At 70.8% G+C, this 25,781-nt stretch carries 1 protein-coding gene and 2 pseudogenes; all 3 read left to right on the top strand.

What is annotated here, in order from left to right:
• The first annotated feature begins 40 nt into the window (after window positions 1-40).
• Entirely contained in the window at window positions 41-15,841 is a 15,801-nt protein-coding gene (locus tag L3Q65_RS27875; protein WP_237597069.1) for a type I polyketide synthase, read from the top strand.
• Window positions 15,834-15,890, top strand: a pseudogene (locus L3Q65_RS47675) (hypothetical protein); the annotation flags it as partial. The gene L3Q65_RS27875 and the pseudogene L3Q65_RS47675, both read left to right, overlap by 8 nt.
• Window positions 15,882-25,781: pseudogene (locus L3Q65_RS27870) on the top strand (type I polyketide synthase); the annotation flags it as partial. The pseudogenes L3Q65_RS47675 and L3Q65_RS27870, both read left to right, overlap by 9 nt.

Raw genomic sequence — 25,781 nt, 5'->3', positions numbered from 1 at the left:
ATCGCGGACCCTTCCCTGACTTCGACGAGGAGTTTTACCGATGGGGAACGACCAGGAGTTGCTCGATCACCTCAAGTGGGTGATGGGCGAGCTCAGGCAGTCTCGGGAGCAGTTGCGCGAGGTCGAGGACAAAGCGCGGGAGCCGATCGCGATCGTCGGGATGGCCTGTCGTTTCCCCGGCGGGGTCGCCTCGCCGGACGACCTGTGGCGGCTGCTCGCCGCAGGCGGCGACGGGATTTCCGGCTTTCCGGAGGACCGCGGATGGGACGAGTCGGATTCCTATTTCCGCGCGGGCGGGTTTCTGTCCGGTGCGGGGGAGTTCGATCCCGCCTTTTTCGGGATCAGTCCGCGTGAGGCCATGGCGATGGATCCGCAGCAGCGGTTGCTGCTGGAGACCTCGTGGGAGGTGTTCGAACGAGCGGGCATCGACCCGGATTCGCTGCGGGGCAGCGCGACCGGCGTGTTCGCGGGCACGAACGGCCAGGACTACCTGTACCGGGTAGGCGGCGAGGCGCCACCGGAAAGCCAAGCCCATTTGGGAACGGGCAACGCGGCGAGCGTGCTGTCGGGCCGGGTGTCGTACTTCTTCGGCTTCGAAGGCCCTGCGGTGACCGTGGATACCGCGTGCTCGTCGTCGTTGGTGGCGTTGCATCTTGCCGTGCAATCCCTGCGGTCCGGGGAATGTTCGCTGGCGTTGGCCGGTGGAGCGACGGTGTTGTCGACGCCGTCGATTTTCGAGGAGTTCGCGCGACAGGGCGGGTTGGCCTCGGACGGCCGGTGCAAGTCGTTCTCGGCCGCGGCGGATGGCGCGGGGTTCTCCGAGGGCGTCGGAATCCTGTTGGTGGAGCGGTTGTCGGACGCTCAGCGCAACGGGCATCAGGTGCTGGCGGTGGTGCGCGGCAGTGCGGTGAACCAGGACGGCGCGTCGAATGGGCTGACGGCGCCGAATGGTCCGTCGCAGCAGCGGGTGATCCGAGCAGCGCTGGCGAACGCTGGTCTCGGTCTGTCCGATGTGGACGCTGTGGAGGCGCACGGTACCGGGACGACGCTCGGCGATCCGATCGAGGCGCAGGCTTTGCTGGCGACTTACGGCCAGGGGCGCGAACGTCCGTTGTGGCTGGGGTCGGTCAAGTCGAACATCGGGCACACCCAAGCGGCGGCTGGTGTCGCCGGGGTGATGAAGATGGTTTTGGCGCTGCGGCACGGAGTTTTGCCGCGGAGCTTGCACATCGACGAGCCGTCGGCGCATGTGGACTGGTCGGACGGCGCGGTCGAGTTGCTGACCGAAGCGCGGCCGTGGCCGGAGGGGGGCCAGCCGCGGCGGGCCGGGGTGTCGGCGTTCGGGATCAGCGGGACCAACGCGCACGTGATCGTGGAGCAGGCGCCCGAGGAGCCTCCGGTGGAGTCCGGCCGTGCGCTGGGAGTGGTGCCGTGGGTGCTGTCGGCGCAGAGTCCGGAGGCGTTGCGGGAGCAGGCTCGTCGGCTGGTGTCGAATGTGGACGATGCTGCGCCCGCGGATGTCGGCTGGTCGCTGGCGGTGACCCGGGCGGCGATGGAGTGTCGTGCGGCGGTGGTGGGCACCAGCCGGGACGAGTTGCTGGCAGGTGTCGCCGCGGTGGCCGAGGGCCGGGGTGCCACTGGTACGGCAGCCAAGGGTCGGACGGCGTTCATCTTCTCCGGGCAGGGTTCGCAACGGGCAGGGATGGGCCGCGAACTGTCGGACGCTTTCCCGGTGTTCGCTCAGGCTTTCGCCGAGGTGTGCGCCGAGCTGGATCAGCATCTTGATTCGCCGATTCAGGAGGCGTTGAACGATCCTGATCTGGTTGATCAGACCGGGGTGACGCAGCCGGGGTTGTTTGCCTTTGAGGTGGCGTTGTTCCGGTTGTTCGAGTCGTGGGGTGTGTGCCCGGATTTTGTGGGTGGGCATTCGATCGGTGAGTTGGCTGCTGCGCACGTCGCCGGTGTCATGTCGTTGGCGGATGCGTCTCGGTTGGTGGCGGCGCGGGGTCGGTTGATGCAGGCGTTGCCGTCTGGCGGCGTGATGTTGGCGGTGCAGGCTTCCGAGGGTGAGATTCAGCCTCAGCCAGGTGTGGCTGTCGCGGCGGTGAACGGTCCGCGTTCGGTGGTGCTCTCCGGCGATGAAGACGCGGTGTCGCGGTGGGAGTCGGAGGGTCTGCGGACGAAGCGGCTGAAGGTGAGTCACGCGTTCCACTCGCATCTCATGGACGGGATGCTGGACGAGTTTCGTGCGGTGGCCGAAGGGGTCGAGTTCAGCCAGCCGCGGATCCCGATGGTGTCGAACCTGACCGGAGAGCTGATCACCGAGTTCTCCGCGGACTACTGGGTGCGCCACGTGCGGGACACGGTGCGGTTTTGCGACGGGGTCCGCGCGTTGGAAGCCAATGGCGCCAGCAGGTTTGTCGAGCTCGGTCCGTCCAGCACTCTGACCGCGATGATCGAGGATTGTGTCTCCGACGACGCCGTCCTGGTCGCCGCGCTGCGGAAAGACCGCCCCGAACCGCGGGCAGCGGTCGAGGCCCTTGCCGCCCTCCACGTCCACGGCACCCCGGTGGACTGGCCGCGGTTCTTCGGCGGCGCACGGCGAATCGACTTGCCGACCTATGCTTTCCAACGGCAGCGCTACTGGCTGGAACCGGCCAGCCGCCCGCGCTCCGATTTGTCCACTGTGGACGACTGGCGCTACCGGATCGTCTGGAAACCGCTCACTCTCGCCGCCACTGAGACCATCTCGGACACGTGGCTGGTCGTCGTTCCCGACGGGCACGCGCCCTGGGCCTCGGCGCTTCGAGGGCGCCGCCTGGCGGTTTCCGCGACGGACACTCCTGAAACGCTCGCCGACCAGGTGCGGCAGGCGCTTTCCGAAGGACCGGTGACAGGCGTCCTGTCCCTGCTGGCGCTCGACGAGCACCCGCTTCCGGGCTATCCGGAGGTTCCGGCCGGCCTGGCGGCGACGGTCGCTCTCGCACAGGCACTGACCACGATCGGAAGCGACACGCGGCTGTGGGCGGTGACCCAGGGCGCGGTGTCGGCAGGCCGCGGGGACACCGTGTCCAGCACCGCGCAAGCGGCGGTGTGGGGCCTCGGCCGCGTGGCTGCGCTGGAGTACCCACAGCTGTGGGGCGGCCTGGTCGACCTGCCCGCGCGAGTGGACGAGCCGGTGCTCGCGTACCTGAACGCGGTGCTGTCCGGCGACGAGGACCAGGTGGCGATCCGCGCGGAAGGGGCGTTCGGCCGGCGGCTGGAGCGAGCCGAAGCACCGGCTGGCGCCGACCGCTGGGTACCGCGGGGCACGGCGCTGGTGACCGGCGGCACGGGTGCGCTGGGCGCCCGCGTGGCGCGCTGGCTGGCCGGCCAGGGCGTCGAGCATCTGGTGCTGACCAGCCGCCGCGGGCGTGCGGCTCCCGGTGCCGCCGAGCTGGAAACCGAGCTGACCGCACTGGGTGCCCGGGTGACGATCGCCGCGTGCGACGTGGCTTCCCGCGACGCGGTACGAGACCTGCTCGCCCAATTCCCGGTGACCACCGTGGTGCACGCGGCAGGCGCGCCGGACGCGACGCCGTTCGCCGAGAGCACGCCGGAGACCCTTCAAGACGTGCTGGCCGCCAAGGTGCGCGGCGCGGCGAACCTCGACGAGCTTCTCGGCGACCGGCAGGTGGACGCGTTCGTAGTGTTTTCGTCGATCGCCGCGGTGTGGGGCAGCGGCAACCAGGCGGCGTACGCGGCCGCGAACGCGTTCCTCGACGCACTGGTCGAGCAGCGCCGTGCTCGCGGCCTCGCCGGGACCTCAGTGGCGTGGGGTCCGTGGGCGGGCGGCGGAATGGTCAACGCGGAAGGGGCCGTGCAGCTGCGCCGTCGCGGGCTGACCCCGATGGCGCCCGGCCGCACTGTCGCTGCGCTGCAGCAGGCGCTGGAGTCGGGCGAGGCCTCCGTGGCGATCGCCGACGTGGACTGGGAGCTGTTCGCCCCGGCGTTCACGTCCGGCAGGCCCAGCCCGTTGCTGGCTGACCTGCCCGAAGCGAGGCAGGAACCGGCCGCCGGTTCCGATGCCGCGCCGCTCGCCGGACGGCTCGCCGGGCTGACCGAGGGCGAACAGGACAGCGTGCTGCTGGAGCTGGTGCGCACCGAGACCGCGAAGGTGCTCGGACATCCCGGCCCCGATAGCGTCGATCCCGGACGGCCGTTCCGCGAGCTCGGCTTCGACTCCCTGATGGCGGTCGAGTTCCGCAACGGGCTCGCCGCGGAGACCGGCGTCCGGCTGCCCTCCACCGTGGTCTTCGACTATCCGACTCCCACCGCGGTCGCCGCTCGCCTCCGCGAGGAAGTCCTCGGCGGACAAGAACAGCTCGCGGCACCGGCGCCGGCGGTCCTCGCGCAGGACGAACCGATCGCGATCGTCGGCATGGCCTGCCGTCTGCCCGGCGGGGTGGCCACGCCGGACGACCTGTGGCGGCTGGTCGCCGACGGCGTCGACGCGATCACCGAGTTCCCCGTCGACCGCGGCTGGGACCTCGACGCGCTCTACCACCCGGCCCCGGACCACCAGGGCACCAGCTACACGCGCGCCGGCGGATTCCTCCGCGACGCCGCCGAATTCGACCCGGACCTGTTCGCCATCTCGCCGCGCGAAGCCCTTGCGATGGACCCCCAGCAACGGCTTCTTCTCGAAACCGCGTGGGAAACCTTCGAACAGGCCGGAATCGACCCGCGGTCCCTGCGGGGCAGCCGGGCCGGGGTCTTCGTGGGCTCCGGGTACTCGGGCTACGGACACGCCGCGGGCACGACGGCCGACGAGGTGGCCGGCCATCTGCTGACCGGGATCGCGACCAGTGTGCTGTCCGGCCGGGTGTCGTACGTCTTCGGTCTCGAGGGCCCGGCGGTCACCGTGGACACCGCCTGCTCGTCGTCGCTGTACGCCTTGCACATGGCCGCGCAATCGCTGCGGTCCGGCGAATGCACGCTCGCGCTCGCCGGCGGGGTCACGGTGATGTCGACCCCGGGGACGTTCGTCGAATTCTCCCGGCAGCGCGGGCTGGCTCCGGACGGCCGGTGCAAACCGTTCGCGGCGGCCGCCGACGGCACCGGCTGGAGCGAAGGCGTCGGTTTGCTCTTGGTGGAGCGCCTGTCGGACGCCCGGCGCAACGGGCATCCGGTGCTCGCGGTGGTGCGCGGCACCGCGGTGAACCAGGACGGTGCGTCGAACGGCCTGACGGCGCCGAATGGTCCTTCGCAGCAGCGGGTGATCCGGGCCGCGTTGGCGAATGCCGGCTTGAATCCGTCCGATGTGGACGCTGTGGAGGCGCACGGCACAGGCACCAAACTCGGCGATCCGATTGAGGCGCAAGCGCTCCTGGCGACCTACGGAAAGGACCGGGAACAGCCGTTGTGGCTGGGCTCGGTGAAGTCCAACATCGGGCACACCCAAGCGGCGGCCGGGGTGGCCGGAGTGATCAAGATGGTTCTCGCGCTGCGGCACGGGATGCTGCCGAAGAGCCTGCACATCGACGAGCCGTCGCCACATGTGGACTGGTCCGCCGGTGCGGTGGAACTGCTGGCCGAGCCCAGGGAATGGCCGGCGGGGAACCGGCCGCGGCGGGCGGCGGTGTCGTCCTTCGGGATCAGCGGCACCAACGCGCACGTGATCCTGGAACAGGGCGAGGAGACCGGCGAACCGGACCGGGTCCCGCGCGACCTGCCGTGGGTGCTGTCCGGCAAGGACCGGGCGGCGTTGCGGGCACAGGCCGGGCGGCTCGCCGCGCACCTTCGCGCCGAACCGGATCTGCATCCCGCGGACGTCGCCTGCTCGCTGGCGACCGGCCGGGCCGGGCTGGAACACCGGGCGGTCGTCTTCGGCGACGACTATCTGTCCGAAGTGGACGCTCTGGCCGCGGGCGGAACCATCGCGGTGGAAGGAATCGCGGCAGCGGGCAAGACCGCGTTCCTGTTCGCGGGCCAGGGCGCGCAGCGGCTCGGGATGGGGCGCGAGCTGTATCAGGCCCATCCGGCCTACGCCGAAGCCTTCGACGACGTCTGCGCGCGGCTCGACCGGCACCTCGGACGGCCGCTGCGCGAGATCGTGTTCGCCGAGGACGGTTCGGCCGACGCCGGGCTGCTCGACCAGACCGAGTACACCCAGCCGGCGCTGTTCGCGGTCGAGGTCGCGTTGTCCCGGTTGCTCGAATCCTGGGGCGTGACCCCGGATTTCGTCGGCGGGCACTCCATCGGCGAACTGGCCGCGGCGCACCTCGCCGGGGTGCTGTCGCTGGACGACGCGGCGCGGCTGGTGGCGGCGCGGGGCCGGTTGATGCAGGCGCTGCCCGGCGGCGCGATGGCCGCCGTGGAGGCCGCCGAGGCCGAGGTGCTTCCGTTGCTGGCGGGGAAGGAAACCCGGATCGCGATCGCCGCGGTCAACGCTCCCGGCTCGGTCGTGGTGTCCGGGGACGCGGAGGCCGTCCAGGAGGTCGTGGAGCACTGGCAGGCCAGGGGCCGCCAGGCGAAACGGCTGCGGGTGAGCCACGCGTTCCATTCGCCGCTGATGGACGGGATGCTCGCGGAGTTCCGCCGGATCGCGGAAACCGTCGAGTACCGCGCCCCGCGGATCCCGGTGGTGTCCAATGTGTCCGGTGCGCTGGTCTCCGAGTTCTCCGCGGAGTACTGGGTCCGGCACGTGCGTGCCGCCGTGCGCTTCAGCGACGGCGTGCGGGCTCTCGAATCCGCCGGGGTGACGCGGTTCGTCGAGATCGGCCCGAGCAGTGTGCTGTCCGCGATGGTCCAGGATTCGCTGACCGGGGACGACGCGGTCCTCATCCCGGTGTCGAGGAAGGACCGGACGGAAACGCGAGCGCTCACCGAAGCGGTCGCGGGGCTGTTCGCGGTGGGCTGCCCGGTGGACTGGACGGCCTTCTTCGCGGGCACGGGCGCGCGCCGGGTGCCGTTGCCCACGTACGCCTTCCAGCGGCGGCGGTACTGGCTCGGCGGTTCGCCGGGCACTGGAGAGGCCCGCCAGCTGGGGCTGGCGTCGGCGGATCATCCGCTGCTGGGCGCGGCGCTGGCGCTGCCGGATTCGGACGGTGCGGTGTTCACCGGCCGGCTTTCGCTGGAGACGCAGCCGTGGCTCGCCGGGCACGCGGTGCTGGGTTCGGTGCTGTTCCCGGGCACCGGATTCGTCGAGCTGGCGGTGCGGGCGGCCGACCAGGTCGGCTGCGCGGTGCTGGACGAACTGGTCCTGGAAGCGCCGCTCGTCCTGCCTGAGCGGGGCGGCGTCCAAGTGCAGCTCGCATTGGGCGAGGCGGACGAGTCCGGCAGCAGGCCGCTGACCGTCCACTCCCGTCCGGACACGGCTGAGGCCATGGGCGGATCGTGGACCCGGCACGCCACCGGCGCGGTTTCGCCCGGCGGCCCGGAGCCGTCCTTCACGCTCGCCGAATGGCCGCCCGCGGAGGCCAAAGCGGTGCCGGTCGAGGATCTCTACCCCCGGCTGGCCGGGATGGGACTGGCGTACGGCCCGGTGTTCCAGGGCCTGACCGCGGCGTGGAAGCGCGGCGACGAGATCTTCGCCGAGGTCGCCTTGCCCGAGGACGTCGACGCGGGTTCCTTCGGCCTGCATCCGGCGCTGCTGGACTCGGCCCTGCACGCCCTGGGCACCGCGCCGTCCGGTCCGGACGCGGGCCCGGCCGGACTCCCGTTCAGCTGGACCGGCGTGACCTTCCTTGCCTCGGGTGCCTCGGCGCTGCGGGTGTCGCTGACCCCGACGGGGCGGGACGCGGTCTCCCTGCGTCTCGCCGACCGCACCGGTGCGCCGGTCGCGTCGATCGAGTCCTTGGTGCTGCGGCCGGTGTCGGCGGATCAGCTGAACGGGCCGAGCGGGTTCGTGGACTCGCTGTTCGGTGTGGAGTGGGCCGAAACGCCCGTCGGCGAGGCTGTGCCGACCACTGACTGGGCCGTGCTGGGCGAATTGACCCTCGAGATCGAGGCGAACAGGTATCCGGATTTGGCGGCGCTGGGCGATCGCGCGCCAGAGGTGGTGTTCGCCAGCGGCGCTTCGCCCGCTCAGACACTGGCGCTGGTCCAGGAGTGGCTGGGCGAAGAGCGGCTGGCTGGTTCGCGACTGGTCGTGGTGACGCGGGGCGCGGTCGCGGTGGAGCCGCACGCGGACGTGCCGGATCCGGCAGCAGCGGCGGTATGGGGTTTGGTGCGCTCGGCGCAGGCGGAGCACCCGGGCCGGTTCGTGCTGCTCGATCTGGACGACAGCGCGGCTTCGCTGGATCGGCTGTCTGCCGCGCTGACCTCTGACGAGCCGCAACTCGCGCTGCGCGACGGAGTGGCGCGGGCGCTGAGGCTGGCCCGCGTGCCTGCCGGAGACGGCTTGGCGCTGCCGTCCGCGCAGGCGTGGCGGCTGGCCGTATCGGAAGACCGGACGCTGGAGAGCCTGCGGCTGGTGGAGTGCCCGGAAGTGCTGGCACCGCTGGAAACCGGGCAGGTGCGGATCTCGGTGCGGGCGGCGGGCGTGAACTTCCGCGACGTGCTCAACGCGCTGGGCATGTACCCCGGAGACGCCGGTCTGCCGGGCATCGAGGGCGCGGGTGTGGTGACCGAGGCGGGCCCGGATTCCGCGTTCGCGGTCGGCGACCGGGTGATGGGCCTGCTCGCCGGATCGTTCGGCCCGGTCGCGGTGGCCGACGAACGGCTGGTGACGCGGATTCCGGCGGGCTGGTCGTTCGCGGAGGCGGCCGCGACGCCGCTGGTGTTCCTGACCGCTTACTACGCGTTGCGCGATCTGGCCGGTCTGCGGCCGGGCGAAGCGGTGCTGGTGCAGGCCGCCGCGGGCGGGGTCGGCATGGCCGCGGCGCAGCTGGCCCGGCACTGGGGCGCCGAGGTGTACGGCACCGCGAGCCCCGGCAAGTGGGACGTGTTGCGCGCCAGCGGTTTCGCCGACGAGCGGGTGGCGTCGTCGCGGTCGGTGGAGTTCGAGGAGAAGTTCCGGGCGGCGACCGGCGGCGCCGGGATGGACGTGGTCCTGGATTCGCTGGCAGGCGAGTTCGTGGACGCGGGACTGCGGCTGCTGCCGCGCGGCGGCCGGTTCGTCGAGATGGGCAAGACCGACGTCCGGGACCCCGGCGAGGTCGCGGACCGGTATCCGGGCGTGGCGTATCGGGCGTTCGATCTGGTGGAGGCGGGTCCGGAGCGGATTCAGCGGATGCTGGCCGAACTGGTCGGCCTGTTCGAATCCGGTGCCCTGCGGCCGCTTCCGGTCACGACGTGGGACGTGCGTCGGGCCGAGGACGCCTTCCGGTTCGTCAGCCAGGCCCGGCACGTGGGCAAGGTCGTGCTGACCGTACCGGCCGGGCTGGCTCCCGAAGGGACGGTCCTGATCACCGGCGGCACCGGTGCGCTGGGCGGTCTGGTGGCCCGGCATGTGGTGGCTGCGCACGGGATTCGGCATCTGGTGCTGACCAGCCGCCGCGGCCAGGACGCCCCGGGCGCGGCGGAGCTGACGGCGGAGCTGACCGGTCTCGGCGCCGAGGTGACGGTGGCGGCTTGCGACGCGGCGGACCGCGCCGCCTTGGCGCGGCTGCTGGACGCGATTCCGGCCGAGCACCCCTTGACCGGGGTCGTGCACACCGCTGGCGTGCTCGACGACGGGGTCATCGAATCGCTTACGCCCCAACGGCTCGAGACCGTCGCGCGTCCGAAGGCCGACGCGGCGCTGATCCTGGACGAACTCACCCGCGAGCACGACCTGCGCGCGTTCGTCCTGTTCTCCTCCGTCGCCGGGCTGCTCGGCGGCACCGGACAGGGCAACTACGCCGCCGCGAACGCGTTCCTGGACGCGCTCGCGCAGCAGCGTCGCGCACAGGGCCGGCCGGCGGTGTCGGTGACGTGGGGTCCGTGGTCGCGCGGCATGGTCGGCGACCTGTCCGAGGCGGACGTCGCCCGGATGGCTCGCGGCGGGATGTTCCCGCTCTCCGACGACGACGGACTGGCGTTGTTCGACCAGGCATTGCGCAGCGATCGCGCCCTGCTCGCGCCGATGACGGTCGACCTCGCGACGGTCACCGGCCAGTCGGCGGGGAAGGTGCCCGCCGCGTTCCGCGGGCTCGTGCGCGGACCGGCCCGCCGGAAGGCCGCCGCGGGCAACGCCATGGCCGGCGAGTCCGGACTGCGCGAGCAGTTGGCCGGCCGGTCCCGGGACGAGCAGGAGCGGGCACTCGTGTCGGTCGTGCGGGAGGAAACCGCCCGCGTCCTCGGCCATCCGTCGCCCGAGTCGATTGAGGTGACCCGCGCCTTCCGCGAGATGGGCTTCGATTCCCTGACCGCGGTGGAATTCCGCAACCGGCTCAAGAACACGACCGGAGTCCGGCTGCCGGCGACCACGGTGTTCGACTATCCGACGCCGCTCGCCGTCGCCGGGCATCTGCGGACCGAGCTTTTCGGCGCCGGGGACGACATCGTGGCCGCCGCCTCGGCGGAGGCGGCGTCGGACGAGCCGATCGCGATCGTCGCCATGGGCTGCCGGTTCCCCGGCGGAGTCAGCTCGCCGGAGGAACTGTGGGACCTGGTGGCCTTGGGCTCCGACGCGATCTCCGGGTTCCCGCGTGGCCGCGGCTGGGACGTCGAAGCGCTGTACGACCCGGACCCGGACCACCGCGGCACCAGCTACACCCGCGAAGGCGGATTCATCGAGGCCGCGGCCGACTTCGACCCGCTGTTCTTCGGCGTCTCGCCGCGGGAGGCGCTCGCGATGGATCCGCAGCAGCGGCTGCTGCTGGAGACGTCGTGGGAGGTGTTCGAACGGGCGGGGATCACGCCGGAGACGTTGCGCAGCAGCAAAACCGGCGTGTTCGTCGGCGCGGGCTACTCCGGGTACGGCGATTTCGACCAGAGCCCGGACGAGGTCGACGGCTATCTGCTGACCGGGAACGCGGCGAGTGTGCTGTCGGGCCGGTTGTCGTATGTGTTCGGGTTCGAGGGTCCTGCGGTGACGGTGGATACGGCGTGTTCGTCGTCGTTGGTGGCGTTGCATCTTGCCGTGCAGTCGTTGCGGTCGGGGGAGTGTTCGCTCGCACTGGCCGGTGGGGCGACTGTGATGTCCTCACCGGATTTGTTCAAGGAGTTTTCCCGGCAGCGTGGGCTGGCTCCGGATGGTCGGTGCAAGCCGTTCGCTGAGGCGGCGGACGGTACTGGCTGGGGTGAGGGTGTTGGGCTGCTGTTGGTGGAGCGGTTGTCGGATGCGCAGCGAAATGGGCATCAAGTTCTTGCGGTGGTGCGGGGTTCTGCGGTGAATCAGGATGGTGCGTCGAATGGGTTGACGGCGCCGAATGGTCCTTCGCAGCAGCGGGTGATTCGGGCTGCGTTGGCGAATGCCGGATTGAAACCGTCCGATGTGGACGCTGTGGAGGCGCACGGCACGGGCACGACCCTCGGCGATCCGATTGAGGCGCAGGCTCTTTTGGCGACTTACGGCCAGAACCGGGAACAACCGTTGTGGCTGGGCTCGATCAAGTCGAACATCGGGCATACTCAGGCGGCGGCGGGTGTCGCTGGCGTGCTGAAGATGGTGCTGGCGATGCGGCACGGGGTTCTGCCGCGGAGCTTGCACCTTGACGAGCCGTCGTCCCAAGTGGACTGGTCGGCGGGCGCGGTCGAGTTGCTGGCGGAGGCCCGGGACTGGCCGGAGACGGACCGTCCGCGCCGGGCGGGAGTGTCGTCGTTCGGCATCAGCGGGACCAACGCACACGTTGTCCTGGAACATGTTCCGGGCGATTCCGCGGCGGTCGAGCCGGAGCGGGAACTGAGTGTCGTGCCCTGGGTCTTCTCCGGGGCGACGCCGGATGCGGTGCGGGAACAGGCCCGGAAGCTGGCCGCACGCGTCCGGGCCGACGACGACGTTTCGCCGGTCGACGTGGCGTTCTCGCTGGCCACGACGCGGTCGGCGTTGGCATGCCGGACCTCGGTGGCGGGACGTGACCGGGACGAACTGCTGCGCGGAGCGGACGCGGTCGCAGACGGGGAGCTTCCGGTGGCGGCCTCCGCTGGCTCCGGGGATGTGGTGTTCGTGTTCCCGGGTCAGGGTTCGCAGTGGGTCGGGATGGCGCTCGAACTGCTGGAGTCGAGTCCGGTGTTCGCGGCGCGCCTCGCGGAGTGTGCGGCGGCGTTGGAGTCCTTTGTGGACTGGTCGTTGCTGGATGTGTTGCGTGGTCCGTCGCTGGAGCGGCTTGATGTGGTGCAGCCGGTGTTGTGGGCCGTGATGGTGTCGCTCGCGGAAATGTGGCGGGCTAATGGTGTACGTCCGGCTGCGGTGGTCGGCCACAGTCAGGGTGAGATCGCGGCCGCAGTAGTGGCTGGCGGGTTGTCGCTTCAGGACGGTGCCCGGGTGGTGGCGTTGCGGAGCAAGGCGTTGACGGTTTTGTCCGGCAGGGGCGGGATGGTTTCGGTTGCCGAGCCGGTGGGGAAACTTCGGGAACGTCTTGACCCGCGGGTCTCCGTCGCGGCGGTGAACGGCCCTGGTTCGGTAGTGGTTTCGGGTGATCCGGACGCGTTGGACGAGCTGATCGCGGCGTGTGAGCGGGACGGTGTCCGGGCGCGGCGGGTTCCGGTGGACTACGCGTCGCATTCGGCTCAGGTGGAGCAGATCGAGGCCGAGTTGCGGGAGTTGCTGGCGCCGGTTTCGCCGAGGACGGCGGAGATTCCGTTCTGTTCCACGGTCACCGGTGAGCTCATCGACACTGCCGCGATGGATGCCGGGTACTGGTATCGCAATCTCCGGAACACGGTGGAATTCGAGAAGGCCACCCGCAAGCTGCTCGCCGACGGCTACCGCGTGTTCGTGGAAGTCAGCCCGCACCCGGTGCTGGTGCCCGGACTGCAGGACACGATCGACTCGACGGACACCGCCGCGGCTGCCGCAGGAACGCTGCGCCGGGACGAGGGCGGCCTCGACCGGTTCACCGTGTCCCTCGGCGAGGTGTTCGCCCGCGGCGGCACCGTCGACTGGGAGGTCTTCTTCGCCGGGACCGGGGCCCGCAAAGTCGACTTGCCCACTTATCCCTTCCAGCGTCAGCGCTACTGGCTGAACACCGTCGCGGCCAGCGGCGACGTGCGCGGCCTGGGCTTGACCGTGGCCGGGCATCCGCTGCTGGGCGCGGCCACCGGGTTGCCGGAGTCGGACGGGACGTTGTTCACCGGCCGGATTTCCCTGGAAACCCAGCCGTGGCTTGCGGACCACGCCGTCTTGGGCGCGGTGTTGTTCCCTGGCACCGGCTTCTTGGAACTCGCTCTTCAAGCCGGGGACCAGGTCGGCTGCGACGTGCTGGAGGAGCTGACCTTGGAAGCGCCGCTGGTGCTCCCGGAAACCGGGGGCGTCCAGCTCCAGGTCGTCCTGGGCGGCCCCGGCGATTCCGGGGCCCGATCGCTGAGCGTCTACTCCCGGACCGAGGGTCACGCGGATCTCGGCGAGGCCTGGGTCCGGCACGCCACGGGTGTCGTGCGCGCCGGCTCCGGGACACCGTCGTTCGACCTGGCCGCGTGGCCGCCGCCGGAGGCCGCCTCGGTGGAGATCAACGGGCTCTACGACCGGCTGGCGGGTTTCGGGCTCGACTACGGTCCGGTCTTCCAGGGCCTGACCGCGGCGTGGCAGCGCGGCGACGAGATCTTCGGCGAGGTCCGGACCGACGCGACGGGCGCGTTCGGAATCCACCCGGCATTGCTCGACTCGGCACTTCACGCGCTGGGGCTGTCCGGCGAACCGCGTCCGGGCGAGACCCGGCTGCCGTTCGCGTGGACCGGGGTCAAGCTGTTCGCCGCCGGTGCCGCCGAACTCCGGGTCAAGATCACCCCGGCCGGTGCGGACGGGGTGGCGCTGCGGATCGCGGACGGGACGGGTGCTCCGGTGCTGTCCGCGGACTCGCTGGTGCTGCGGCCGGTGTCGGCCGGGCAGGTCCGCGCCGCCCGCCCGGACGGTGCCGATTCGCTGTTCCGGCTGAATTGGACGGAGCTGTCCGGAGCCGCTGCGGACGGGAAGCCGCGGCTCGCTGTGCTCGGCGAGCAGATCGGGCGGCTCAAGGGACTTTTCGGGCTGAGCGGCGTCGAGGTCGTCCATTGCGCCGATGTGACCGCGCTTGCCGAGATCCCGGATTTCGTCCTGGTCGACTGCTCCGCGACGTCCGCGCACACCGCCGTGCGCGAAGCTCTCGCGCTGGTCCAGGCATGGCTGGCGGACGAGCGGCTGTCGGCCGCCCGGCTCGTGTTCGTCACCCGCGGCACGGCCGACGACCTCGCAGGCGCGGCGGTGTCGGGGCTCATCCGGTCCGCGCAATCGGAACACCCCGGCCGGTTCGTCCTGCTCGATCTCGATGACGACGACGCTTCGCTGCGGAAGCTTCCGGCCGCGCTGGCGCACGACGAACCGCGACTGGCGCTGCGCGGCGGCGGAATCCAGGCGCCGCGGCTCGGCCGTCTCCCGAAGCCCGCGACGCAGGATCCGGTATTCGATCCGGCGGGAACGGTCCTGATCACCGGCGGCACCGGCACGCTCGGCGGATTGGTGGCGCGGCATCTCGTCGCCGCGCACGATGTCCGGCGCCTCGTGCTCGCCAGCCGCCGCGGGATCTCGGCGCCCGGCGCGGCGGAACTGGCCGCGGAACTCAGTTCGCTCGGTGCCGAGGTCGAGGTCGCGGCCTGCGACGCCGCCGACCGGACCGCACTCGCCGAGCTGCTGGCGAAGATTCCGGCGGAGCATCCGTTGACCGGCGTCGTGCACACCGCGGGCGTGCTGGACGACGGCGTCGTCGAGGCGTTGACCCCCGAGCGGCTCGACGCGGTGCTGCGGCCGAAGGTCGACGCGGCGCTGAACTTGCACGAGCTGACCGAGAACGCCGAACTCGGCGCGTTCGTCTTGTTCTCCTCGCTCGCGGGCGTGCTCGGCGCACCGGGGCAGGGCAGTTACGCGGCCGCGAACGCCTTCCTGGACGCGCTTGCCCAGCACCGCCGGACACTCGGCAAGCCCGCGGTGTCGGTGGGCTGGGGCCTGTGGGAGCAGGCCAGCGAGATGACCGGCGGGCTCGCAACGGCCGAGGTCGACCGGATGCGCCGGGCCGGGCTGGCGCCGCTGTCGGCCGCGGACGGCATCGCGATGTTCGACGCGGCACTCGGCGCGGACGAGGCGATTGTCGCCGCGGCGCACCTCGACATCGCGCCGCTGCGGAGGCGGCCGGGCGGAATTCCGGCGATCCTGCGGAGCCTGGTCCGGGTTCCCTCGGCCCGGGCTGCCAGGAACGACCCCGGTTCGGCGGCCGAACTGCGAGACCGTCTCGCCGCCTTGCCCGAGGCGGCCGAACGGGAAACAGCGCTCGTCGAGATCGTGCAGACGCAGGTCGCCGGTGTGCTCGGCTTCGAAACCGCGGACGCGGTGGACGCAGGCCGGGCGTTCAGCGAGATCGGATTCGACTCGCTGACGGCACTCGAACTGCGCAACCGGTTGAACGCTGTCACCGGACTTCGGCTCCCGGCCACTCTAGTATTCGACTATCCGACGCCGGCGGCCCTCGCGAAGCACCTCCTGGCGGAACTGGTTCCGGACCTGTCCGGCGACCGGAGCGAGGACCGGATCCGGCACCTGCTGCTGACCGTTCCCCTGACGCGCCTGCGCGACGCGGGAGTGCTGGACACCCTGCTGGAACTCGCCGGAGCCCGGCCGGATCCGGTTGTCCCGGAAGAGGAAGGCGACTCGATCGAATCGATGGACGCGAGCAGTCTCATCGACCTGGTGTTGCACAACCCGGACCACCAGGGCTTTCCGGGAGAAGGGCAGTACGGCGATGAATGACTTCCAGGACAAGGCGGTCGAAGCACTTCGCCGCTCGGTCCGGGAGACCGAACGCCTCCGCGAGCAGAACCGCAAGCTCTCCGCGGCACTGCGCGAGCCGATCGCCGTCGTGTCCATGGCCTGCCGCTACCCCGGAGGGGTGAATTCCCCGGAAGCGCTGTGGGAACTGGTCAGCCGGGGCGGTGACGGGATGTCCGCGTTCCCCGCCGATCGCGGCTGGGACGGACCGGCCGGCGTAGGCGGTTTCGTGGACGACGCGGTGTCGTTCGATCCGGAGTTTTTCGGGATTTCGCCGCGTGAGGCGCTGGCGATGGATCCGCAGCAACGGTTGCTGCTGGAGACGTCGTGGGAGGCGTTCGAGCGCGCGGGGATCGCGCCGGAGTCGTTGCGGGGCAGCGCGACCGGGGTGTTCGCGGGCCTGATGTACCACGATTACGCGAGCCGGCTGGGCTCCGTGCCCGACGACGTCGCGGCTTATCTCGGCAACGGCGGCGCGGGAAGCGTCGCCACCGGCCGAGTGTCGTATTTCTTCGGGTTCGAAGGCCCCGCGGTGACGGTGGACACGGCTTGTTCGTCGTCCTTGGTGGCGCTGCATCTCGCGGTGCAGGCGCTGCGGCAGGGCGAGTGCTCGCTGGCCTTGGCCGGTGGGGTGACAGTGTTGTCGACGCCCTCGGTGTTCGGGGAATTCTCGCGACAGGGCGGTCTTGCTTCGGACGGCCGGTGCAAGTCGTTCGCCGACGCGGCGGATGGCGCCGGGTTCTCCGAGGGTGTCGGGATCTTGCTGGTTGAGCGGCTGTCGGACGCTCGGCGCAATGGCCATCCGGTACTGGCCGTGGTGCGCGGTTCCGCGGTGAACCAGGACGGTGCGTCCAACGGGTTGACGGCGCCGAACGGCCCCTCGCAGCAACGGGTGATCCGGGCGGCGCTCGCGAACGCGCGGGTGGCCGCGGACCAGGTCGACGCCGTGGAGGCGCACGGCACCGGGACGACGTTGGGCGATCCGATTGAGGCGCAAGCGCTTCTGGCGACTTACGGCCAGGATCGGGAACGGCCGTTGTGGCTGGGGTCGGTGAAGTCGAACATCGGGCACACCCAAGCCGCGGCGGGCGCGGCCGGCGTGATGAAGATGATTTTGGCGATGCGGCACGGGGTCCTGCCGAAGAGCCTGCATATCGACGCGCCGTCGTCGCATGTGGACTGGTCGGCGGGCTCGGTGGAGTTGCTGGCTGAAGCCAGGACCTGGCCGGAAGCGGACCGTCCGCGCCGGGCAGGCGTGTCGTCGTTCGGGATCAGCGGGACCAACGCGCACGTGATCGTGGAGCAGGCTCCGGACCTGGTCGCCGAGGAGACACCGGGTTCCGTGCCCGTGGCGGTGCCGTGGGTGTTGTCGGCGAAGAGCCGGGAAGCGTTGCGGGAACAGGCTGCGCGGCTTGCGGAGCACGTTCGCGCGCGGCCGGAGATCCGGCCGGTGGACGTGGCGTTTTCGCTGGCGAGCGGGCGTTCGGCGCTGGAGTACCGGACGGTGGTCGTCGGCCGGGACCGGGCCGAGCTGCTGGACGCGCTGGCCGATGGCCGGGGTTTCGCCGGAGTGGCTGCTCAGGGCCGGATCGCGTTTTTGTTCTCTGGCCAGGGTTCTCAGCGGGCTGGGATGGGCCGGGAGCTCGCGGAGTCTTTCCCGGTGTTCGCGGACGTTTTCGCTGAGGTGTGCGCGGAGTTGGATCGGCATCTCGACTCGCCGGTGCGGGACGCGGTGGCTGACCCGGTCCGGGTGGATGAAACCGGGGTGACGCAGCCGGGGTTGTTCGCGTTTGAGGTGGCGTTGTTCCGGTTGTTCGAGTCGTGGGGTGTGTCGCCGGATTTCGTTGGTGGGCATTCGATCGGTGAGTTGGCTGCTGCACACGTCGCTGGTGTGTTGTCGTTGGCGGATGCGGCGCGGTTGGTGGCGGCGCGGGGTCGGTTGATGCAGGCTCTGCCCGCTGGCGGGGCGATGCTGGCGGTGCAGGTTTCCGAGGACGAGATCGAGCTTGAGCCGGGCATTTGCCTTGCTGCGGTGAACGGTCCGGGTTCGGTGGTGCTCTCCGGCGATGAGGACGCGGTGTCGCGGTGGGAGTCGAAGGGGCTGCGGACGAAGCGGCTGAAGGTGAGTCACGCGTTCCATTCGCATCTCATGGACGGGATGCTGGACGAGTTCCGCAGGGTGGCCGACACCATCGAGTTCAGCCAGCCGCGGATTCCGGTGGTGTCGAACCTGACCGGAGAGCTGATCACCGAGTTCTCCGCGGACTACTGGGTGCGGCACGTGCGGGACACGGTGCGGTTTTGTGACGGCGTCCGGGCGCTGGAAGCCAATGGCGCCAGCAGGTTTGTCGAGCTCGGCCCGTCCAGCACGTTGACCGCGATGATCGACGAATCCCTCGCCGGCGAGGCCACCGTGGTCGCGGCGGTGCGGAAGGACCGTGCTGAACCACGGGCAGTGGTCGAAGCGATCGCCGCACTCCACGCGAACGGCGTTTCCGTCGACTGGGGCCAGTTCTTCGCCGGTGCCGGCGCGCGTCGGGTGGATTTGCCGACTTACGCTTTCCAGCGGCAGCGTTACTGGCTGGAACCCGGAGTGCCCGCGGACGCCCGGCACCTGGGCCTGGCCTCGCCGGAACACCCCCTGCTGGGCGCCGTGCTGACGGCCCCGGACTCCGACGAGGTGGTGCTCACCGGCCGGTTGTCGGTAGCGGCCGAACCGTGGCTCGCCGACCACGCGGTGCTGGGGTCGGTGTTGTTCCCCGGCACCGGTTTCGCGGAACTGGCTGTCCAGGCCGCGGATCAGGCCGGCTGCGACCGGCTGGACGAGCTGACCCTGGAAGCTCCGCTCGTGCTGCCCGAGCACGGCGGCGTACAGCTGCGGGTCAAGGTCGGCGAGGCGGATGCGGCCGGCGCCCGTCCGATCGCGATCTACGCCCGTCCCGAGGACGACGCGGACCAGCCGTGGACGCGGCACGCCGCCGGTTTCGTCTCGTCCGGTGCCGGTACGGCGGGTTTCGACCTCGTCGAGTGGCCGCCGCGAGACGCGATCGCGCTGCCGGTCGACGATCTCTACTCCGAGTTGTCCGCCGCCGGACTGGAGTACGGCCCGGCGTTCCAAGGCCTGACCGCCGCGTGGCGACGAGGCGACGAGGTGTTCGCCGAGGTCGAGTCGCCCGCGGCCGCGGACGCGTTCGGCCTGCATCCGGCGTTGCTCGATTCCGCGCTGCACGCGATCGGTTTCGCCGCATCCGGGGCCGACGGAACACGCTTGCCGTTCTCCTGGACGGGAGTGACCCTGTTCGCCTCGGGTGCGAGCGCGCTCCGCGTGCAGCTCGCGCCCGTCGCGTCCGGGTTCGCCATCCAGCTGGCCGACCGCACTGGCGCCCCGGTCGCCTCGATCGACTCGCTTGCCCTGCGGCCGATCTCGGCGGATCAGCTGAACGGCGGACCGGACGGTTCGCTCTTCGCCCTGTCCTGGACGGCGATCCAGCCTGCCGCACCGGCTGTGCCGAGCTGGGCCGCACTCGGCGCTGGGGACGGTCTTGCCGGGCTGGAAATCAGCGACCGCTACCCCGACTTGGCTTCGCTGGCGGAGGCCGACGTTCCGGACACGGTCTTGCTGGAGTGCGTCTCCGCTGCCGCGAACACCGAGCTGGCCAGCGAAGTGCTGCGGTCCGTGCAGAGCTGGCTGGCGTCCGCCCGGTTCGCGGATTCGCGGCTGGTCGTCGTCACGCGCGGCGCGGTGGCCACCGACCCGGCCGAGGACGTGCCGGATCTCGCCGCGGCCGCGGTGTGGGGTCTCCTCCGGTCAGCGCAGGCGGAACACCCCGGCCGGTTCGTGCTGCTGGACCTCGACCGCGGCGACGCCTCGTACCGGGCAGTGCCCGCCGCGCTGGCCTCGGACGAACCGCAGCTCGCGGTCCGGGACGGTGAGGTACGGGTGCCGCGGCTGGCGCGGGTGGCGTCGCCGGACTTAGCTTCGGGCCGGGCGGTGTCCGCCGGGCTGGTTTCGGGTGAGTCTCGGTTCGCGACGCCGGGCGGTTCGGACGGGCCGGTTTCGGGCGAACCGCAGCTTGCGGCGCGGGGCGGCGAGGTGCGGGTGCCGTCGCCAGCCTTCTCCTCGGACCGCACCGTGCTCGTCACTGGCGCCACCGGCGGGCTCGGCAGGCTGATCGCCCGGCATCTGGTCACCGAACACGGCGTCCGGCACCTCCTGCTGGCGAGCCGCCGCGGGATGGCGGCTCCCGGTGCCGACGAGCTGGCGGCTGAACTCGGCCGCTGGGGTGCCCGGGTCACGATGGCGGCTTGCGACGTGGCCAACCCGGACGAGGTCGCCCGGTTGCTGGCGGCCGTCCCGGAGGACCATCCGCTGGGTGCGGTCGTGCACGCGGCCGGCGCGCTGGACGACGGCGTGCTCGAAGCGCTCGATCCCTCCCGGATGGCCGCGGTGTCCCGGCCCAAGGCCGACGCCGCCTGGAATCTCCACACTTTCACCCGCGACCTGGACGCTTTCGTCCTCTTCTCCTCGGCAGCGGGAACGCTCGGCAGCCCAGGCCAGGGCAATTACGCGGCCGCCAACGCCTTTCTCGACGCGCTCGCCCAACACCGCCGGGCGCAGGGCCTCCCCGCGGTATCGCTGGCCTGGGGTGCGTGGGCAGAGGCGGGAATGGCCAGCGAACTCGACGCTTCCGGACGTGCGCGGCTGGTCCGCGGCGGGATGCGCCCCCTGTCCGAGCAGGACGGGCTCGCTCTGTTCGACGCCGCGCTCGGCAGCGACCGGGCTGTGCTGGCGCCGATGGCGCTGGACCTTGGTGCGGTGCTCCGGGAGTCCGGCGGAACCGTACCGGCTGTTTTCCGGGGTCTGGTGCGCACCCCGGTCCGTCGAACCGCACGGTCGGCCGGTTCCGGGACCCCGCTTGCCGGACGGCTGGCGGGGCTGTCCGCGGACGAGCAGGACCGCGCGATGCGGACGCTCGTCCGGGAACAGGTCGCGCGCGTTCTCGGCTACGCCTCGGCCGAGCACGTCGAGCTGGCCAAGGCGTTTCAGGACATGGGCTTCGACTCGCTGACCGCGCTCGAACTCCGCAACCGGCTGAACGAGGCAACCGGTCTGCGGCTCAATGCGACGCTGATCTTCGACTACCCGACACCGCTCACGCTCGCGCAGCACTTGCGGGAGCAGTTGCTTGGCGCGGCCGACGAAACGATCGCCCCGGCAGCGGCTCCGGCCGCGGACGAACCGATCGCGATCGTCGGCATGGCGTGCCGCTTCCCCGGCGGGGTCAGCTCGCCGGAAGAACTGTGGGAACTGGTCGCCTCGGGCACCGACGCGATCTCCGGCTTCCCGGCCGACCGCGGCTGGGACGTCGAGCGGGTGTATCACCCCGACCCGGACCACCGGGGCACGAGCTACGCCGACGAGGGCGGATTCCTCTACGAAGCGGGAGAATTCGATCCCGCGTTCTTCGGGATCTCCCCGAACGAGGCGCTCGCGATGGACCCGCAGCAGCGGTTGCTGCTGGAGACGTCGTGGGAGGCGATCGAGCGCGCCGGAATCGACCCGCGCTCGCTGCGAGGCAGCGCCACGGGTGTGTACGCCGGGGTGATGTACCACGATTACGGCGTCGGGACGGGTGCGGTGTCCGAAGGCGCTGAGTCTTTCCGCGGCAACGGAAATGCCGGGAGCGTCGCGTCCGGCCGGGTGTCGTACGTGTTCGGTTTCGAGGGGCCGGCGGTGACGCTGGACACCGCGTGTTCGTCGTCCTTGGTGGCGTTGCACCTGGCCGCGCAGGCGTTGCGGTCGGGCGAATGTTCGCTGGCGTTGGCCGGCGGGGTGACGGTGATGTCGACGCCCGGGACGTTTGTGGAGTTTTCCCGGCAGCGCGGGTTGGCTCCGGACGGCCGGTGCAAGCCGTTCGCGGAGGCCGCGGACGGCACTGGCTGGGGTGAAGGCGTCGGGCTGCTTCTGGTCGAGCGGCTTTCTGACGCCCGGCGCAACGGACACCAAGTACTGGCGGTGGTCCGTGGCAGTGCGGTGAACCAGGACGGTGCGTCGAACGGCCTGACGGCGCCGAATGGTCCTTCGCAGCAGCGGGTGATCCGGGCAGCGCTGGCGAATGCCGGATTGAAACCGTCCGATGTGGACGCTGTGGAGGCGCACGGCACCGGGACGACCCTCGGCGACCCGATCGAGGCGCAAGCGCTGCTGGCGACTTACGGCCAGAACCGGGAACAACCGTTGTGGCTGGGCTCGATCAAATCGAACATCGGACACACTCAGGCCGCGGCTGGAGTGGCCGGGGTGCTGAAGATGGTTTTGGCGATGCGGCACGGGGTTTTGCCGCGGAGCCTGCATCTCGATGCGCCGTCGTCGCATGTGGACTGGTCGGCTGGCGCGGTGGAATTGCTGGCCGAGTCCAGGGAATGGCCGGAATCGGGCCGGCCGCGGCGCGCTGGGGTGTCGTCGTTCGGGATCAGCGGAACCAATGCGCACGTGATCCTTGAACAGTCCAGTGTGGAGCCTGCTGCTGAGGGGCCCGGGCTGGACGTGGTGCCGTGGGTCTTGTCGGGCAGGAGCGAAGCGGCAGTGCGGGATCAGGCTCGGCGGCTGGCTCAGCTGGCGGATATGCCGAATCCGACCGACGTGGCCTTCTCCTTGGCCACGGCCCGGGCCGCGCTGGATCGCCGGGTCGCGGTCGTGGGTCGTGGCCGGAATGAGTTGCTTCGGGGCTTGAATGCCGTCGCGGCAGGCGAGGTGCCCGCCGAGCTGGCTGCGGAGTCAGGGGAAGTTGTTTTCGTTTTCCCTGGGCAAGGTTCGCAGTGGGTCGGGATGGCGCTCGAACTGCTGGAGTCGAGTCCGGTGTTCGCGGCGCGCCTCGCTGAGTGTGCGGCGGCGTTGGAGTCCTTTGTGGACTGGTCGTTGCTGGATGTGTTGCGTGGTCCGTCGCTGGAGCGGCTTGATGTGGTGCAGCCGGTGTTGTGGGCTGTGATGGTGTCGCTGGCCGAGGTCTGGAAGTCCCATGGCGTACAGCCTGCGGCGGTGGTGGGGCACAGTCAGGGTGAGATCGCCGCGGCGGTGGTCGCGGGTGGATTGTCGTTGCAGGACGGTGCCCGGGTGGTGGCGTTGCGCAGCAAGGCGTTGACTGTGCTCTCCGGCAAGGGCGGAATGGTCTCGATCGCGGAACCGGTGGGGAAACTCCGGGAACGTCTTGACCCGCGGGTCTCCGTCGCGGCGGTGAACGGCCCTGGTTCGGTAGTGGTTTCGGGTGATCCGGACGCGTTGGACGAGCTGATCGCGGCGTGTGAGCGGGACGGTGTCCGGGCGCGGAAGGTCCCGGTCGACTATGCCTCGCATTCGGTCCAGGTGGAGCAGATCGAGGCCGAGTTGCGGGAGTTGCTGGTGCCGGTTTCGCCGAGGACGGCGGGGATTCCGTTTTGTTCCACGGTCACCGGTGAGCTTATCGACACTGCCGTGATGGATGCCGGGTACTGGTATCGTAATCTCCGGAACACGGTGGAATTCGAGAAGGCCACCCGCAAGCTGCTCGCCGACGGCTACCGCGTCTTCGTGGAAGTCAGCCCGCATCCCGTGGTGACCGTGGGCCTGCAAGAGACGATCGACGACACCGACCTGACCGCCGCGGCCCTGGGCACTTTGCGCCGGGATGAAGGCGGCCTGGACCGGTTCATCACGTCCCTCGGCGAGGTGTTCGCCCACGGCGGCACCGTCGACTGGGAGGCATTCTTCGCCGGAACTGGTGCCCGCACCACCGATCTGCCCACCTATGCCTTCCAGCACCAGCGCTACTGGCTGGAGCCGTCGCCCGCGACGGACCCGGAACACACGGAGTTCTGGCAGGCCGTCGAACGCCACGACCTCGACGCCCTCACCACTGCGCTCGCCGCCGACGCGGAGACGCAATCCTCCCTGGGTGCGGTGCTGCCGGTGCTGTCGTCCTGGCATCAGCACCGCAAACAGAAGTCCGTTGTGGACAATTGGCGTTACCGCGTGACCTGGAAGCCGCTCGCCGACAGCACTTCGCATCCGCTGACCGGCACCTGGCTGGCTGTCCTTCCCGAGAACCACGGCGAATGGACCGCCCAGCTGCTGCGGGGCCTTGCCGCACAGGGCGCACAGATCCGCCAGGTCGTGGTGCCTCATGCCGGACAGGACCGTGCCACGATCGCCGAGCGGCTGCGCGCGGCGGCTGACGAGCCGGTAGCCGGGGTGCTTTCGTTGCTGGCGTTGGACGAACGGCCGCATCCGGACGGGCCGTCGGTGCCCAGCGGATTGGCCGCGACGGTGGCGCTCGTCCAAGCGCTGGGCGACGCCGGGCTCGGTGCGCGGATGTGGTCGGTGACCAGCGGTGCCGTGGCGGCTGGGACGGAGGTCCTCGCGTATCCGGCGCAGGCGCAGGTCTGGGGGCTGGGACCGGTGGCGCGGCAGGAACATCCGGACCGCTGGGCGGGCGTGGTCGATGTGCCGGAGTCCTTCGACGACCAGGTCCTCATCAGGCTGTGCGGCGTCCTCGGAACCGACGAGGCCGAGGTGGCGGTGCGGTCGGACGGGGCGTTCGCCCGGCGGCTGGTTCGCGCTGAGCGGGCTGCGCCGACCACGGGAGCGGGCTGGGCGCCTGCCGGAACCGTGCTGGTCACCGGCGGTACCGGAGCACTCGGCGCGCACGTCGCCAGGTGGCTCGCGAACAAGCAGGCCGAGCACCTGTTGCTGACCAGCCGCCGGGGCATGGCCGCGCCGGGTGCGGCCGAGCTGGTGGACGAACTGACCGCGACCGGGACGAAAGTGACCGTTGTCGCGTGCGACCTCGCGGATCGGGAAGCCTTGGCCGGACTGCTGGCACAGATCCCGGCCGAATACCCGCTCACCACGGTCATGCACGCGGCCGCGGTCCTGGACGACAGCGTGCTCGACGCGCTCACCGTCGACCAGATGGACCGGGTCCAGCGGATCAAGGCGGAAGCGGCGCTGAGCCTGCACGAACTCACCAAGGGGCTCGACCTGTCCGCGTTCGTGCTGTTCTCCTCGGCGGCCGGCCTGATGGGCAGCGCGGGGCAGGGCAACTACGCACCCGGCAACTCCTTCCTGGACGCGCTCGCCCAGCACCGGCGCGCCAACGGCCTTGCCGCCACCTCTGTCGCCTGGGGGCACTGGGCGGGCGGCGGCATCGGCGAGGGCGCGGTAGAGGAAGGCTTGCGACGCACCGGTGTGCTCTCCATGGCGCCCAGCCTGGCGATCGAGGCGCTGCAGCAGGCACTCGACGACAACGAGACTTTCCTCGCCGTCGCGGACATCGCCTGGGACCGCGTCGTGGCGGCAGCGGCCGGAACGCCGCTCAGCCCGATGCTGCGCGACCTCCCGGAGCTTCGGCAGGCATCGGAGACCGCGAAGCCGGACAGCGCGCTGGAGCGGCTCGCGGATGTCGCGGAGGACGACCGCGAGCGAGTGGTGCTCGACCTGGTGCGGTCGGCGGTATCCGGAGTGCTCGGGTACGCGTCCGCCGCCGACGTCGAGCCCCGGCGCGCGTTCCAGGAACTCGGTTTCGACTCGCTCACCGCGGTGGCGCTGCGGAACCGGTTGACGGCCGCGGTCGGCGCGAAACTGCCGACCACTCTCGTGTTCGACTATCCGACCCCGGCCGCGCTCGCCAAGCACATCCTGGCGGAGCTCTTCGACGGCGAGGACGGCGCGGCCGGCGACCGGATGCTGCGCGAACTCGACCGGCTGGACGGTCTCTTCGCCGCGACCGACTTCGAGGACGGGGCGCGGGCGGACGTCGCGGCGCGGTTGAAGAGCCTGCTCGCCAAGTGGAATCCGGCGAACGGCGAGGTTCTGGCCGCTCCGGTCGAGTCCGCGACCGACGACGAGATCTTCAGCTTCATCGACAAGCAGTTCGGAAAGTCGTGA

The sequence above is a fragment of the Amycolatopsis sp. FU40 genome, from assembly GCF_021903635.1.
Classification (GTDB): Bacteria; Actinomycetota; Actinomycetes; order Mycobacteriales; family Pseudonocardiaceae; genus Amycolatopsis; species Amycolatopsis dendrobii.
The sequence above is the reverse complement of the archived record's forward strand: the minus strand, read 5'-3'. Positions and strand labels throughout refer to the sequence as shown.